12 protein-coding genes, 1 tRNA gene and 1 pseudogene are annotated in these 15,798 nt (G+C 66.7%); 11 read left to right on the top strand and 3 right to left on the bottom strand.

The genetic code is table 11. The annotated features are described in order from the left end of the window. From rplU to cgtA, 3 genes are all read left to right on the top strand, one after another. Positions 1 to 223, top strand: a 223-nt coding sequence (gene rplU, locus ACXJKH_RS04860; protein WP_457318503.1) for a 50S ribosomal protein L21, incomplete at its 5' end; no start/stop codon positions are given. 15 nt (positions 224 to 238) lie between these two features. Continuing rightward, a complete protein-coding gene (rpmA, locus tag ACXJKH_RS04855) occupies positions 239 to 499 on the top strand; it encodes a 50S ribosomal protein L27 (RefSeq protein ID WP_256777127.1) in 261 nt (86 codons plus the stop codon). A 195-nt stretch (positions 500 to 694) separates the two neighbouring features. Continuing rightward, positions 695 to 1,747 (top strand): Obg family GTPase CgtA, encoded by a 1,053-nt coding sequence (gene cgtA, locus ACXJKH_RS04850; protein ID WP_256777125.1) that lies wholly within the window; start codon positions 695 to 697, stop codon positions 1,745 to 1,747. A 262-nt stretch (positions 1,748 to 2,009) separates the two neighbouring features. Here cgtA and rpsT read toward each other — a convergent pair whose 3' ends face one another. Continuing rightward, the gene (rpsT, locus tag ACXJKH_RS04845; protein ID WP_019184515.1) at positions 2,010 to 2,279 is read right to left on the bottom strand and encodes a 30S ribosomal protein S20; all 270 of its coding nucleotides are present in this window, start codon (positions 2,277 to 2,279) and stop codon (positions 2,010 to 2,012) included. A 116-nt stretch (positions 2,280 to 2,395) separates the two neighbouring features. On the opposite strand from rpsT, the gene murJ reads away from it, so the two are divergent. The 5 genes and pseudogenes from murJ to ispH all read left to right on the top strand — a co-directional run. Then, entirely contained in the window at positions 2,396 to 4,000 is a 1,605-nt protein-coding gene (gene murJ / locus ACXJKH_RS04840; protein ID WP_457318504.1) for a murein biosynthesis integral membrane protein MurJ, read from the top strand. Between the two features lie 75 nt (positions 4,001 to 4,075). Next, positions 4,076 to 5,023 carry a bifunctional riboflavin kinase/FAD synthetase gene (locus ACXJKH_RS04835; RefSeq protein WP_457318502.1) on the top strand — a complete coding sequence of 316 codons (948 nt, stop codon included), beginning with the start codon at positions 4,076 to 4,078 and terminating at the stop codon, positions 5,021 to 5,023. Next, positions 5,020 to 7,851 (top strand): isoleucine--tRNA ligase, encoded by a 2,832-nt coding sequence (gene ileS, locus ACXJKH_RS04830; RefSeq protein ID WP_457318501.1) that lies wholly within the window; start codon positions 5,020 to 5,022, stop codon positions 7,849 to 7,851. The genes ACXJKH_RS04835 and ileS overlap by 4 nt, the downstream gene beginning before the upstream one ends. After that, the gene (gene lspA, locus ACXJKH_RS04825) at positions 7,851 to 8,357 is read left to right on the top strand and encodes a signal peptidase II (protein ID WP_457318500.1); all 507 of its coding nucleotides are present in this window, start codon (positions 7,851 to 7,853) and stop codon (positions 8,355 to 8,357) included. The genes ileS and lspA overlap by 1 nt, the downstream gene beginning before the upstream one ends. A 55-nt stretch (positions 8,358 to 8,412) precedes the next feature. Continuing rightward, positions 8,413 to 9,360 (top strand): annotated as a pseudogene (ispH, locus tag ACXJKH_RS04820) (4-hydroxy-3-methylbut-2-enyl diphosphate reductase); the annotation flags it as partial. A gap of 118 nt (positions 9,361 to 9,478) precedes the next feature. Here the strand turns inward: ispH and ACXJKH_RS04815 are convergent. Then, on the bottom strand, positions 9,479 to 11,026 hold the full coding sequence (locus ACXJKH_RS04815) for a hypothetical protein (RefSeq protein WP_457318499.1): 1,548 nt from the start codon (positions 11,024 to 11,026) through the stop codon (positions 9,479 to 9,481). Between the two features lie 183 nt (positions 11,027 to 11,209). On the opposite strand from ACXJKH_RS04815, the gene ACXJKH_RS04810 reads away from it, so the two are divergent. Continuing rightward, positions 11,210 to 13,093 (top strand): M61 family metallopeptidase, encoded by a 1,884-nt coding sequence (locus ACXJKH_RS04810; protein ID WP_457318498.1) that lies wholly within the window; start codon positions 11,210 to 11,212, stop codon positions 13,091 to 13,093. Beyond that, entirely contained in the window at positions 13,090 to 13,809 is a 720-nt protein-coding gene (locus ACXJKH_RS04805; RefSeq protein ID WP_457318497.1) for a lysoplasmalogenase, read from the top strand. The genes ACXJKH_RS04810 and ACXJKH_RS04805 overlap by 4 nt, the downstream gene beginning before the upstream one ends. A 25-nt stretch (positions 13,810 to 13,834) precedes the next feature. Here the strand turns inward: ACXJKH_RS04805 and treA are convergent, their stop codons facing one another. Continuing rightward, positions 13,835 to 15,460, bottom strand: coding sequence for an alpha,alpha-trehalase TreA (gene treA, locus ACXJKH_RS04800; RefSeq protein WP_457318496.1), 1,626 nt, complete (start codon positions 15,458 to 15,460; stop codon positions 13,835 to 13,837). Positions 15,461 to 15,664: 204 nt separating this feature from the next. Here treA and ACXJKH_RS04795 point away from each other — a divergent pair. Beyond that, positions 15,665 to 15,740: transfer RNA gene (locus tag ACXJKH_RS04795), tRNA-Thr, on the top strand. The last annotated feature ends 58 nt before the right edge of the window (positions 15,741 to 15,798 follow it).

Here is a 15,798-nt window from a genome sequence, read left to right as displayed (position 1 = left end):
GATCAAGTTCGACAACATCCTGATGTTGGGCGACAGCGATGGCATCAAGATCGGCGACGCGCTGAGCGGCGCTTCGGTCACCGCCAAGGTCGTGTCCCAGGGTCGTGCTGACAAGGTCCGGATCATCAAGTTCCGTCGCCGCAAKCACCACATGAAGCGTCAGGGTCACCGTCAGTACTACACCGAAATCGAGATCACCGGCATCGCCGGTGGCAGCAAGTAATCAAGGAGACCAGTCATGGCACATAAGAAGGGCGTAGGCTCATCGCGCAACGGTCGCGACTCCAACCCGAAGTACCTCGGCGTCAAGATCTTCGGTGGCCAGGCCATCGATGCCGGCAACATCATCATCCGTCAGCGCGGCACCCAGTTCCACCCAGGTACCGGCGTTGGTCTGGGCCGTGACCACACCCTGTTCGCGCTCGTCGACGGCAAGGTGGAGTTCTCGGTGAAGGGCCCGAAGAAGCGTCGTACCGTCAGCGTCGTCGCCGAAGCCTGATCTTCGCGATACGCGGGCGCCCACGCCTCGGCGTGGGGCCGCTGACGAAAGCCCCGCTTCGGCGGGGTTTTTGTTTTTATTGAATACACCGGTGCGGGGATCCTTCCCGCCACCGTCCCTGGATCGTACCGGGGACGTTAGACTCTGCGGTCGGGCGCATCCGTTGCCCATCGCCTCCAGTTGGCATCCARAATCATGAAACTTGTAGACGAAGCAGAAATCCAAGTCACCGCCGGCAATGGCGGCAACGGCTGCGTCGGTTTCCGTCGCGAGAAGTTCATTCCGCTGGGCGGCCCGGACGGTGGCGATGGCGGCAATGGCGGCAGCGTGTGGATCCGCGCCGACGCCAACCTGAACACCCTGGTCGACTTCCGCCACGAGCGCATCTTCAAGGCGCAGCGCGGCGAGAACGGCATGGGCCGCCAGGCCTATGGCAAGGGTGGCGAAGACCTGATCATCACCGTGCCGGTCGGCACCGTGGTGATGAACGTGGCCACCGACGAAGTGATCGGCGACCTGACCCAGCACGATGACACCCTTCTGGTAGCCAAGGGCGGCCGTGGCGGCTTGGGCAACATGCACTTCAAGAGCTCGACCAACCGCTCGCCGCGCCAGGCGCTGCCGGGCGAAGAGGGTGAGGAGCGCCTGCTCAAGCTGGAGCTGAAGCTGCTGGCCGACGTCGGCCTGCTGGGCTTCCCCAACGCGGGCAAGAGCACGCTGATCCGCGCCGTGTCCGCCGCCACCCCGAAAGTGGCCGATTACCCCTTCACCACCCTGTACCCGAACCTGGGCGTGGTGCGTGTCGAAAATTACCGCAGCTTCGTGATCGCCGACATTCCCGGCCTGATCGAAGGTGCCGCCGACGGCGCCGGTCTGGGCGCGCAGTTCCTGCGCCACCTGCAGCGCACCCGCCTGCTGCTGCACCTCGTGGACATCTCCCCGATGGAAGGCGGCGTGGAAGGGGTGTCGCCGATCGAGCAGGTCCGTGCGATCGAACGCGAGCTGGCCAAGCACGACCCGGAACTGCTGGACAAGCCGCGCTGGCTGGTCCTGAACAAGGCCGACCTCATGTTCGAGGACGAGGCCAAGGCGGCCGCCGAGAAGATCGTGGCCGAACTGGGCTGGACCCAGCCGTGGTACCTGGTGTCGGCGCTGGGCCGTGAAGGCACCTGGCCGATCATGACCAACATCATGGCCTTCTTCGACCGCCAGAAGGAAGACGAGGCGCAAGCGCGCGATGCGTACTGAGCGCATCCGCGCGCCCCTGAGAAACCCGGCTGCGGCCGGGTTTTTCTGTGGTGCCGCAGGGCCGGGGCCGCGCGATGCGTGGCGCGCGTCCGGCGCGCGTGGCTCTACCGTTGGCGCGGCCCGGAATGGATCGGTGGACGATCGCGGCAGCGCGGGCGCCCAGGAATCGCGCCCAACAAAAAACCCGGCCGGGGCCGGGTCTTTTTGTGCGATCGGGTCGAAGCCACGCAGGGCGTGGCTTTACCGCAACCACGTCGCCGGATCAGGCGGCCTTGATGGCCTTGATGCGCGCGGTCAGGCGGCTCTTATGGCGAGCAGCCTTGTTCTTGTGGATCAGACCACGCGAGCTGAAACGGTCGAGGATCGGCTGGGCAACAGCGAAGGCTGCCTCGGCGCCGGCGGCGTCATTGGCATCCAGAGCCTTGATCACCTTCTTGACAGCGGTGCGCAGCATCGAACGCTGAGCCGTATTGCGCGCGTTGCGCACGACGGTCTGCTTGGCGCGCTTCTTGGCGGACTTGATATTGGCCACAGTGGTGGTTTCCTGAAAAATCGGTGTAATGGGAACAGCAAGCTGGAAAGTATGATGGCTCGAAAAATGTACGTCAAGTCAATTGTCAAGAGGGAACACGGGTGAGTTCACCAAGGATGTTGCGGGGCCTGCTGTCTTTCAGCAGCATGACCATGATTTCGCGGGTGTTGGGGCTGGTTCGCGACCTGGTCATCACCACCACGTTCGGCACCAATGCGGTGACCGACGCCTTCTGGGTCGCCTTCCGGGTGCCCAATTTCCTGCGCCGGCTGTTCGCCGAAGGCTCGTTCGCCACGGCGTTCGTCCCGGTGTTCACGGAAGTGAAGGAAACCCGCTCGCATGCCGAACTGCGCGAGCTGATGTCGCGCGTGGCCGGCACGCTGGGCGGGGTGCTGCTGCTGGTCACGGCGCTGGCGCTGATCTTCGCACCGCAGTTGGCCACCCTGTTCTCCAGCGGGGTGGATACCGACCCGGCCAAGCATGGCCTGCTGGTGGACCTGTTCCGGTTGACCTTCCCGTTCCTGCTGTTCGTCTCGCTGACCGCGCTGGCCGGCGRGGCGCTCAACAGTTTCCAGAAGTTCGCGATGCCGGCGCTGACCCCGGTGATCCTCAACCTGTGCATGATCGCCGGCGCGCTGTGGCTGGCCCCGCGGCTGGGCGGCACCCCGGAGAAGCAGATCCTGGCCCTCGGCTGGGCGGTACTGGCGGCCGGGCTGCTGCAGTTGCTGTTCCAGCTGCCCTCGCTGAAGGGCATCAACCTGCTCACCCTGCCGCGCTGGGGCTGGCGGCATCCCGGGGTGCGCAAGGTGCTGACCCTGATGGTGCCGACCCTGTTCGGTTCCTCGATCGCGCAGATCAACCTGCTGCTGGATACGGTGATCGCCGCCAAGCTGACCGATGGCTCGCAGTCCTGGCTGTCGCTGGCCGACCGCTTCCTGGAGCTCCCGCTGGGCGTGTTCGGGGTAGCGTTGGGTACCGTGATCCTGCCGGCGCTGGCCCGCCACCACGTGAGCACCGACAAGACCGGCTTCTCCAGCGCGCTGGACTGGGGGCTGCGCACGACGCTGCTGATCGCGGTGCCGGCGATGCTGGGCCTGTTGCTGCTGGCCGAGCCGCTGATCGCCACGATTTTCCAGCATGGCGAGTTCAGCGCGTTCGATACCCGCATGACCGCGCTGTCGGTGTATGGCCTGAGCTTCGGCCTGCCGGCGTTCGCGCTGCTCAAGGTGGTGTTGCCGGCGTTCTACGCCCGGCAGGACACCAAGACCCCGGTGCGCGCCGGTATCGCCGCGCTGGTGGCCAACATGGTGTTCAACTTCATCCTGCTGGCCGTGCTGTACCAGGTGATGGTGCCCGAAGCGCTCAAGGCGCAGGGCGTGTGGGTCGCGCTGGGCAAGCAGCCGGGCCTGCACCTGGCGCTGGGCATCGCCAGCGCGCTGTCCAGCTACCTGAATCTCGGGTTGCTGTGGTACTGGCTGGGCAAGACCGGCGTGTACCAGCGCAAGCCCGGCTGGGCCGGCTACGTGACCCGCCTGGGCCTGGCCTGCCTGGCCATGGTGGCGGTGCTGCTGGGCCTGCTGTACACCATGCCCGGCTTCACCGGCATGGACAAATGGCACCGCATCGGCAATCTGGCGCTACTGGTCGGCAGCGGTGGGCTGACCTATCTGGTCTCCCTGGTCGCGATGGGTTTCCGCCCGCGCCACCTGCGCGAGCATTGATCCGTGGACACCCCGGCTATACTTCATGGCTATCCCTTGCAACGCATCGGCCCTGGTGGGCCGGATTCCCAGTTGATGAGCAGGCTGTTTAGAAGTATCGAAGGCGGGCAACTGTTCCCGCACGGAAGCGTGGTCTGCATCGGCGCATTCGACGGCCTGCACCTGGGCCATCGTGCGTTGGTGCGCCACGCCGTTGCGCGCGCGCGCGCGTTGGGCGTGGCCGCCGTGGCGGTCGCGTTCGAACCGCTGCCGCGTGAGTATTTCGCCCAGGGCGAGCCGCCGCCGCGGTTGACCCTGGCCCGCGACAAGGTCGCCATGCTCAGCGAGCTGGGCGTGGATGCGATCGGCCTGCTGCGCTTCGATGCGCGCATGGCGGCGATGCAGGCTGAAGACTTCGTGGAGCAGTTGCTGGTGCAGCGCCTGAGCGCGCGCGAGGTGTGGATCGGCCCGGAATTCTGCTTTGGCAACCGCCGTCGCGGTGACCTGGCGCTGCTGCAGTCGATGGGCGCCGAGCGCGGATTTGGCGCCGGCGAGATCGAGCCGATCGACCTGCACGGCGAGCGCATCTCCAGCACCCGCATCCGCCAGTTGCTGCGCGAGGGCAACTTCAGCCACGCCAATGACCTGCTCGGGCGTCCGTATTCGATCGGGGGCAGGGTAGTGCGCGGCCGGCAGCTGGGCCGTACGCTGGGGTTCCCCACCGCCAACCTGCGCTTCCCCAAGACACCGGCGTTGTCGGGCATCTACGCGACCTGGGTGCACGGGGTGTTCGACCAGCCGTGGCCATCGGTCTCCAGCTTCGGCACGCGGCCGACGGTGGAGGGCGTAGAGCCGCTGCTGGAAGCGCACCTGTTCGATTTCCAGGGCGACCTGTACGGTCGCCACATTGAAGTGGAGTTCGTCGCCAAGTTGCGCGACGAAGAAAAGTTCCAAGATCTGGCCGCATTGACCGACCAGATGCACCGTGACGCCGAACAGGCGCGTCACATCCTTTCCGAACACAGATTGCGAGCCACTGCGTGAGCCAGGACTACAAAGCCACCCTTCATCTGCCGGCAACCGAATTCCCGATGCGCGGCGACCTGCCCAAGCGCGAGCCGGGCATTCTGTCGCGCTGGGAAGACGAGGGCCTGTACGCCCGCCTGCGCGAGAACGCGCAGGGTCGCCCGCTGTTCGTGCTGCACGACGGCCCGCCCTACGCCAATGGCCAGATCCACMTGGGCCATGCGGTCAACAAGATCCTCAAGGACATCATCGTCAAGTCGCGCTACCTGGCCGGCTTCGATGCGCCCTACGTGCCGGGCTGGGATTGCCATGGCCTGCCGATCGAGATCCAGGTCGAGAAGAAGTGGGGCAAGGTCGGGGTCAAGCTCGACGCCGAACAGTTCCGCCAGAAGTGCCGCGAGTTCGCCGAAGAGCAGATCGACCTGCAGCGTCGCGACTTCAAGCGCCTGGGCGTGATCGGCGACTGGGACAACCCGTACAAGACGCTGAGCTTCGATTTCGAGGCCAATGAAATCCGCGCGCTGGCCAAGGTGTTCGCCAACGGCCACATCGTGCGCGGTGCCAAGCCGGTGCACTGGTGCTTCGACTGCGGCTCGGCACTGGCCGAGGCGGAAATCGAATACCAGGACAAGACGTCTCCGGCGATCGACGTGTCCTACGTGGCGCGTGATTCGCAGCAGCTGGCGCAGCGCTTCGGCGTGACCCTGCCGCCCGATGTCGAGGTCGCCGTGCCGATCTGGACCACCACCCCGTGGACGCTGCCGGCCTCGCTGGCGGTGTCCCTCGGTGCGGAGATCGACTACGTGCTGGCTGAAGGTCCGGCCCACAACGGCAAGCGCCGTTGGCTGGTGCTGGCCGCGGCCCTGGCCGAGCGCTCGCTGCAGCGCTATGGCGTGGACGACCTGGTCGTGMACGGCCACGCTACCGGCGCCGCGCTGGAAAACCTGCTGCTGGCCCATCCGTTCTATCCCACCCGCGACATCCCGCTGCTCAACGGCGCGCACGTCTCGGCCGAAGACGGTACCGGTGCGGTGCATACCGCGCCGGGCCACGGCCAGGAAGACTTCGTGGTCAGCCAGCAGTACGGGCTGATGGACCCGTACACCGCGGGCCAGATCAACCCGGTCGACGGCCGCGGCGTGTACCTGCCCTCGACCCCGCCGGCCGGTGATGTCGAACTGGCCGGCGTGCACCTGTGGAAGGCACAGCCGCTGATCGTGGAGGTGCTGCGCGCTTCCGGGGCGCTGCTGGCCTTCGTCGAGATCGTGCACAGCTACCCGCACTGCTGGCGTCACAAGACCCCGGTGGTGTTCCGCGCGACCCCGCAGTGGTTCATCTCGATGGACAAGGCCAACCTGCGCCGCGATGCGATGGCGGCCATCGACAACGTCGGCTGGTTCCCGGCCTGGGGCAAGGCGCGTATCGGCGGCATGGTCGAAGGGCGTCCGGACTGGTGCATCAGCCGCCAGCGCACCTGGGGCGTGCCGATCGCCTTCTTCACCCATCGCGAAACCGGCGAACCGCATCCGCGCACTGTCGAGCTGATGCAGCAGGTGGCCGACCGCGTGCAGGTGGGCGGCATCGACGTGTGGTATTCGCTCGACGCGGCCGAGCTGCTGGGCGAGGAAGCGGCACACTACGAGAAGGTCACCGACACCCTCGACGTCTGGTTCGACTCGGGCGTGAGCCATGAAGGCGTGCTGCTGGCACGTGGCTTCGGCAAGCCGGCCGACCTGTACCTGGAAGGCTCGGACCAACACCGCGGCTGGTTCCAGTCCTCGCTGCTGACCGGCGTGGCGATCGACAAGCAGGCCCCGTACAAGCAGTGCCTCACCCACGGCTTCACCGTGGATGAGAAGGGCCGCAAGATGTCCAAGTCGATGGGCAACGGCATCGAGCCGCAGGACATCATGAAGACCCTGGGCGCGGACATCCTGCGCCTGTGGATCGCCTCGGCCGACTACAGCAATGAAATGTCGCTGTCGCAGGAGATCCTCAAGCGCAATGCCGACGCCTACCGGCGCCTGCGCAACACCGCGCGCTTCCTGCTCGGCAACCTGGACGGTTTCGATCCGGCCCTGCAACTGGTGGCCCCGGCCGACATGGTCGCGCTGGACCGCTGGATCGTGCATCGCGCCTTTGAGTTGCAGGAGAAGATCAAGGCGGCCTACACCAGCTACAACATGGCCGAGATCGTGCAGCTGCTGCTGAACTTCTGCAGCGTCGACCTGGGCTCGCTGTACCTGGACGTGACCAAGGACCGGCTGTACACCATGCCGATCGACTCGCGTGGCCGGCGTTCGGCGCAGAGCGCGATGTACCACATCGCCGAAGCGTTCACCCGCTGGATCGCGCCGATCCTGAGCTTCACCGCCGACGAGTTGTGGGGTTATCTGCCGGGCGCGCGCAAGGACAACGTGCTGATGGCCACCTGGTACGACGGCCTGGCGCCGCTGCCGGCCGATGCGCCGCTCAACGCCGCCGATTTCGACCAGTTGCTGGCGCTGCGTGAGCAGGTGTCCAAGGTGCTCGAGCCGATGCGTGCCAATGGCGCGATCGGTGCGGCGCTGGAGGCGGAGATCACCGTGGCGGCCGATGCGGAAACCGCCGCGCGCTGGCAGCCGCTGGCCGAGGAGCTGCGCTTCCTGCTGATCAGCGGCGACGTGCAGGTGCGCCCGGCGACCACCGATGAGGTGTTCGTCAGCGCCCAGCCGACCGAAAAGCAGAAGTGCGTGCGCTGCTGGCACTACCGTGCCGATGTCGGTGCGGTGGCCGCCCATGCCGAGCTGTGCGGTCGCTGCGTGAGCAACCTCGACGGTGCCGGCGAAGATCGGCGGTGGTTCTGATGAGCGCCGTCCGTCCGCGTCCCAATGCACTGGTGTGGCTGCTGCTGTCGGCGACGATCATCGGCCTGGACCAGTGGAGCAAGGCCTGGGTCCTGTCCAGCCTGCCCGAGTACCAGCCGGTGGTGGTCATCGAAGGCTTCTGGAACTGGTTCCGCACCTACAACACCGGCGCGGCATTCAGCTTCCTGAGCGATGCCGGTGGCTGGCAGCTGTGGTTTTTCACCGCGCTGGCGGTGGGCATCAGCGGCCTGATGGCGTTCTGGCTGTCGCGTACCGCGCGCGGCCAGTGGCGCAGCGCCGTGCCTTACGCCCTGGTCATCGGCGGGGCCATCGGCAACGTGATCGACCGGCTGATGCACGGCCACGTGGTCGATTTCATCCAGTGGTACATCGGTGACCATTACTGGCCCTCCTTCAACATCGCCGATGCGGCGATCGTGGTGGGGGCCGTGGGGATCGCTGTGTTTGGTCTGTTCGACGGCAAGGCCGAGAAAAAAGCGGGATAATTCCCCCCTGTATCCCGCAATGAACCGGCCTGGCGCCGGCCGGAGTATCTGACCGATGGACGTGTTGCTCGCCAATCCGCGTGGTTTCTGTGCCGGTGTCGATCGTGCGATCGAGATCGTCAAGCGCGCGATCGAGACCCTGGGCGCGCCGATCTACGTGCGCCACGAGGTCGTGCACAACCGCTTCGTGGTCGACGACCTCAAGGCCCGCGGCGCGATCTTCGTCGAGGAACTCGATGAAGTGCCCGATGACAACACGGTGATCTTCAGTGCGCACGGCGTGTCCCAGGCCGTGCGCCAGGAGGCCGAACGCCGTGGCCTGAAGGTGTTCGACGCGACCTGCCCACTGGTCACCAAGGTGCACCTGGAAGTGGCCCGCCACTGCCGTGCCGGCCGCGACGTGGTGCTGATCGGCCATGCCGGCCACCCCGAAGTGGAAGGCACCATGGGCCAGTGGAACCGCGAGCGCGGCACCGGCCGGATCTACCTGGTGGAAGATGTCGAGGATGTCGCCACGCTGGAGATCGACCAGCCGGAAAACTTCGCCTACACCACCCAGACCACGCTGTCGGTGGATGACACCCGCGGCATCATCGAGGCCATGCGCGCGCGCTTCCCGGCGATGCAGGGGCCGAAGAACGACGACATCTGCTACGCCACCCAGAACCGCCAGGACGCCGTGCGCGACCTGGCCCAGCGCTGCGACCTGGTACTGGTGGTGGGCTCGCCGAACAGCTCCAACTCCAACCGTCTCAGTGAACTGGCGCGCCGCGAAGGCGTGGAGTCCTACCTGATCGACGGCGCCCACGAGATCGACCCGGCCTGGGTGGCCGGCAAGCAGCACATCGGCCTGACTGCCGGCGCCTCGGCACCGCAGGTGCTGGTGGACGGCGTGATTGCGCGGTTGAAGGAGCTGGGCGCGACCGGCGTCGGTGAGCTCGACGGCGAGCCGGAGTCCATGGTGTTTGCGTTGCCAAAGGAACTGCGGCTGCGGTTGATCAGCKGATCGGGCGTGATCGTTGGTGCAGCCACGCATGGCGTGGCTCTACCGGATCGCGGTAACCGACCTTCAACCGGTAGAGCCACGCCATGCGTCTCCGCGCTGGCAATCCCACCGCGCATTACCCCGTAAATACCGCCCGCAATCGCTGCCACGGCCTCTCCAATCCCGGCGTGGCCGCGCCGATCACTGCGGCGTCCAGCGCATCGACCAATGCCAATGCTTTGGCGAAACTGCACACCTGCTGCCACGCAAACCCGGCATCCAAGCGCTCCAGGCCACCGCCGGGCAACTGCTGGCAGAGATAGTCCGGCCCGGGCACCAGCCCGATTCCTGGTATTCCGCATAGATACGAGCTGGCGCCTTCGCCCAGGAACAGCTCGCCAATGCGCGGTGCCACCACCAGGCTGCGCAGCTTGCTGCGGCCGGCAACGGCAGCGCAGTACACCTGCYCCATCGCCGGGTTGGTGGCGTAGACAATCTCGCGTTCCAGCCGGCCGGTGGCCCGGGGGTCGCTGCGTCCCGGACCGTCCTTCCATTCCAGGCAGCCCAGGTGCTCCAGCGTCAGGCAGGCTACCGCGCGCGCGTGATCACCCTTGCCATCCCACAGCCCAGGATGCGCACGCAGCCATGCCATCGTCGCCTGGCCACGGTCGGTGAACTGCGGAATCTGGAAGTGGCCGCTGGCGAACACGAACACCATGTCGCGACGCCGCGGGCGCTGGGCGAAGGCAGCGGCCAGCGCGAGCAGTCCGGCGCCGCCATTTTCTTCGCACGCATTGGGGCCATCGGTGTGGGTGTTGATCAGGGTGCTTTCACCCCGCGTGGTGCCGGGCAGCACGGCATGCAGGGAGTCGATGCCGGCCTCGGTGCGCTCGGCCTGCAGCACCAGCGTCGCACTGCGGCCAGCGTGCGCAGCCGAACGCAGCGCCTCGCCGGCCTGTTGGCCCACCCATAGCGCCGGGCAATCCATCCATGGCGTGGTGAACGGCAGTACCTGATCGCGCGCCAGACCTTCAGACAGCCCGCCAAACACGCAGACCACGGCGCGTACGCCGGCCTTGCGCGCGCGTTCGAGCAGCGTCGGATCGATCAACGGCGCCAGCACCGGGATGACCTCTTCGCGCGCAAACCCGGCATCCGCATCGGGCAACATCGCACGCTGCTGGAACACCATCGCCGCCTTGGCCCGGCGCATCGCCACCGGATCGATCCGCACCACGGCGATCGCATCGCGCGCGGGCTCCATCCGTTTGGCCGAGTCCAGCCACACCAGCCGACCATGCACGCCCTGTGCGTCGGTCTGGCCCGAGTAGGGATAGGGCGCGGCAACCTCGATGGGCGTGCCATCGTCCAGCCGCAGCGCGCAGTGCTGCGGCGTCCAGCGCTGGACCCGGTGATGCTGGCGGTGCACCTGCAGACCGAGCGCTTCCAGTTCGCCGGCCAGGTAATCCACCGCCTGCGCGTGCGCGGGCGTGGCGGTCAGTYGCGGGCCGAACGCGTTCAGCGCTTCGATCCAGCGCCAGAGCTGGGCCCGGTCGGGCAACAGCGGGGTGATGTCGTCCACCGCAGGCAGTGGTACGCGCCGGCGCGGCCCCCGTACGGTCAATGCGGCGGTGGCCACGGCCGCCGCGACGGCTAGCCCGCCTATCCATCTGCGTGCCTGCATGCGTGATGCCTCCCGGGGAGTATCTGCAACGTGGCGGGCAGTGTGGCGCTGGCACGGTGAACACGGCGGCACGCGCCGCTCGGCTTTGCCCGTTCTGGCCGCAGCCCCGCGCATGACCTTTGGCCATGGGGCAGGGCGATAGCGAGGGCTAGGATCGGATGTTTCGCCGCTGGAGCGTTGCCGATGAAGATGCGTGCCACCGTCCTGTCCGTGCTGTTGGCGTTGTCGGCCAGTGGCGTACAGGCGCAGACGTCGCCGCCACAGGATGTGGCCTGGCCGGGCGTGCTGCGCATCGATGTGGACGCGCGCGACATCGGCCGGCGCATCTTCAAGGTCAAGGCGACCATTCCGGCCAAGCCCGGTCCGCTCACCCTGCTGTATCCGCAGTGGCTGCCGGGCAGCCATTCGCCCAGCGGCCCCATCGACAAGCTGGCCGGGCTGGTGGTCACCGCCAACGGCAAGCCGCTGGCCTGGAAACGCGACCCGTACGACGTATACGCCTTCCAGGTGGACGTGCCCGAAGGTGCCAGGGAGGTGGTGGCCGCGTTCAAGTTCCTGTCGTCGCAGGGCGGCAGCCAGGGGCGGGTGGTGATGACCCCGGAGATGCTCAACCTGCAGTGGAACGCCAACTCGCTGTACCCGGCCGGCGTGATCACCCGCAACCTGCAGGCGCAGGCCAGTGTGACCCTGCCCAAGGGCTGGTCGTATGCCACCGCGCTGGAGACCGAGCGCCGCGACGGCGACACGGTGGTGTTCAAGCCGATCCGCTACGACCACCTGGTGGATTCGCCGCTGTTCGCCGGCCGCTATTACCAGCAATTCGACCTGGATCCCGGCGCCAAGGTGCCGGTGCATCTCAACGTGTTTGCCGATGATGCCAAGTCCCTGGTCGCCAAGCCCGAACAGGTGCAGGCACACCGTGCGCTGGTGCAGCAGATGTACAAGCTTTACGGCGCACGTCACTTCGACCGCTATGAGTTCCTGCTGGCACTGACCGGCAAGCTCGGCGGCATCGGGCTGGAGCACCAGCGCTCCAGCGAGAACAGCGCCGAGACCGGCTACTTCACCGACTGGGACAAGACCTGGCTGGGCCGCGATTTGCTGCCGCACGAGTTCAACCATTCCTGGAACGGCAAGTACCGTCGCGGTGCGGATCTGGCCACGCCCAACTTCAACGTGCCCATGGGCGACAGCCTGCTGTGGCTGTACGAAGGCCAGACCCAGTTCTGGGGCCAGGTGCTGGCCGCGCGCTCGGGCCTGTGGAGCGTGCAGCAGACCCGCGAAACCCTGGCCAATGTCGCGGCGACCTACGATCGCGGTCGTCCCGGTCTGGCGTGGCGCAGCCTGCAGGACACCACCAACGATCCCACCATCGCCCAGCGCCGCGCGCTGGGATTCCGCAATTACCAGTTGAGCGAAGACTACTACTCCGGCGGGCAGATGGTGTGGCTGGACGTGGACGGCAAGCTGCGCGGGCTGACCGGCAACAAGCGCAGCCTGGACGATTTCGCCAAGGCGTTCTTCGGCATGAATGACGGCGACTGGAACGTCAATCCGTACACCTTCGACGACGTAGTGCACACCTTGAACGGCATCGCGCCGTTTGATTGGGCGACCTTCCTGCGCGAGCGCCTGGATGGCCACATGCCGCTGACCGGCGGGCTGGACGCGGCCGGCTGGAAACTGGTCTACACCGATACCCCCAGCGAGGCCTTCAAAGCGCAGGAGACCCGCGCCAACGGCACCAACCTGGTCTATTCGCTGGGCCTGAGCGTGGCCAACAGCGGTGCAGTCACCGACGTGCTGTGGGACAGCCCCGCATTCAACGCCGGCCTTACCCCAGGCATGACCGTGCTGGCGGTCAACGGACGCGTGTTCAAGGGTGACGCACTGAAGGAAGCGGTGACCGCTGCCAAGACCGACAAGGCCCCCATCACCCTGCTGGTGCGCAGCTTCGACCGCATCGACACGGTGGCGCTGGATTACCACGGTGGCCTGTTGTATCCGTCGCTTGAACGCATTGCGGGCAAGCCGGATCGTCTGGCCGAGCTCTGGAAAGCCCGATGACCCGCCGCGGCCGCGAGCTACTCATCGTAGTGCTGGCGGCCGCCGCCATCATCGGCGCAGGGCTGCAGGGCGACGGACGCTGGCTGCATTGGCTGGCAAAGCCGCTGACCACCCTGCTCATCGCGTCCATCGCATGGCACCCTGGTAGTGCCGGCCGCTGGCCGGCAACCTCAGCCCTCTCACTCGGCCAAGGCTACCGTCGCGCGGTGCTGACCGGCATGGGGCTCTCCTGCGTCGGCGACATCGCCTTGATGCTGCCGGTGGACGCCTTTGTCCCGGGGCTGGTCGCGTTCCTGCTCGCACATGTCTGCTACATCATCGCGTTCCGCGCCGGCTTCAGGGCCGGGCGTGGATTGTGGATGGCCGTTGTGCTGTTGGGAACGTTCGCCGTTACCAACGTCACCGCGCTGTGGCCGCATCTTCCCGCCGACATGCGCGTCCCGGTGTTGGCCTATGTGGTGGTGCTCGCGTTGATGGCGATGCTGGCGTTGGCGCGCGTGTGGGCCAAGCCGTGGTTGCCTGGCGTGTCGCGTCGCAGTGCAGGCTGGGCGGTGGGCGGTGCACTGCTGTTTGTCGCCAGCGATTCGCTGCTGGCGTGGGACCGTTTTGCCGGTGGATTGCCGATGGCCAGTCTGCTGGTGCTCGGTACGTATTACGCCGCGCAATATGGCATCGCCCGGTCGGTGGCAGGTGGCGGTCGAAGCGCTTCGGTTTGATGCCAACGTTGCATTGAAGGGGCGATCAGTCCTCGTCACCCACATCCTGCGCGTTCTCGCAGCGCTTTCGTGGCGGGCACAGCCGATCCAGCAACGCTGCGGTGACCCCATTGCTCCAGCCGAAGCCATCCTGCAACGGGTATTCGCCGCCACCACCGCCGACGGCCGAACCGTCGACTACGTATTTCTCCACGAGTTTGTTTTCGCGGTCGTACACCGCCTGCACCGTGTGCAGGAAGCGGACCCCGATGCGGCGCGCGACCGCGTCCTGCTTGTAGCGCTGCAACCCATCCACCGCGACCCACTGCAGCGGCGCCCAGCCATTGGGCGCGTCCCATTGCTGGCCGGTGTCCACCTTGGTGGTCAGCAGGCCGCCTTGACGGAGCAGCTGCGTGTTGGCTGCCTTGGCGGTCTGCCGGGCGTGCGCAGGCGTAGCGACGTGTAGCCACAGCGGGAACAGCGCGGCGGCGGTGAGCGCGGGGCGGGTCGCGCCGTTGTCCAGATCGCGGTCCACGTACCAGCCCTGCTCGACATCCCAGAGCAGCGTGTTGATGGCGCGCTGGCGTGCCTTCGCCTGCTGCTTGAAGTCGCGTGCGGCAGCGCCGTCACCGGCGGCCTTGCTGGCGCGGGCGAGGGTGGTTTCCAGGTGGAACAGCAGGCTGTTCAGATCCACCGGCACGATCGCCGTGGTGTGGATGCTGGCCAGCACGCCCGGTTCGGCCAGCCAGCGCGAACTGAAATCCCAACCCGATTCCGCCCCCGCGCGCAGGTCGCGATACACCTGCGACGGCGCGCGCTGCGGCGCCTGCGCAGCGGTGGCCAGGTCATCGGTCCACGACTCGGTGCGTGGCACCGCGCGCGCATCCCAGTAACGGTTGAGTACCTGGCCATCGGCCAGCCGCACCACGCGCTCGCTGGCGGTGCCGGGTGGCAGGCCTTGCGCACCGCGCATCCAGAAAGCGTGTTCGATGCGCAATTGGGGCAGGTAACGGCGATACGCGTCGTCACCCTCGTGGGTGGCCAGCAGATCCACCATCAGGCTGAAGAATGGCGGCTGCGAGCGGCTCAGGTAATAGCTGCGGTTGCCGTTGGGGACGTGCCCGTACTGATCCAGCTGCCAGGCGAAGTTGTCCACCATGTCGCGTACCTGCTGCCAGCGTCCGCTTGAGGCCAGCCCGAGCATCGTGAAATAACTGTCCCAGTAATACACCTCGCGGAAGCGTCCACCTGGGACCACGTAGGGCTTGGGCAGCGGTAGCAGCGAGCCGCGCGGGTCGACCGTCTCGGTGGTGCGCGTGAGCACCGGCCACAGGCCTTCGATGTGGGCGCGCAGGGTTTCGCCGGTGGGTGGCACGTAAGCGGTTGCCTCCCCGGGCACGGTGAAGTGCTGGGCGATGAACGCGGGCAGGTGATCTGGCTGCCCTCTTACCTGCTGCCACTGCGCCAGCACGGCGCTTGCTTCCTGCCGGGGCACGGCGTCGGCGAAGGTTTTCTGGTCCTTGAAAAGGTGTGCGCCCTGGACCTGCTGGAACAGCGGTTGCCACTGCTGGTCTGGTGGGCTTGGCGGCTGCGGGGCGGCCTCGGCGGCAGTATTGCCGGTGCAGAGCAGACAAGCCAGCAGCAGGCCGGTGAAGTGGGGAAGGGAGCGCATCGGCGGCATCCAGGGGGTGACTGCCCCACTTTAGGGACGGGGGCGTCAAGGCCCGGTCCTGTTGGACAGGCCCATTGTAGGCGCTGCGCCTGCGGGCCAAGCGGTGCGGGGGCTTGCGGGGTGGGGATTCGGGACGGATTGTGCAGCCGGGCTAGTGCCGGCAATTGACCATTCCGGCCACTCCCCCGTAGAATTGCCTGCTCAGCCGGAATAGCTCAGTTGGTAGAGCGGCGCATTCGTAATGCGTAGGTCGTAGGTTCGATTCCTATTTCCGGCACCAGTTGTACGAAAAGCCCCGGCCTTGGTCGGGGCTTTTTGTTTGGGACGGGTGTTGGAAC

It is taken from the genome of Stenotrophomonas sp. P5_B8, from assembly GCF_054049855.1.
This window is presented reverse-complemented; position numbering and strand designations above follow the sequence as displayed.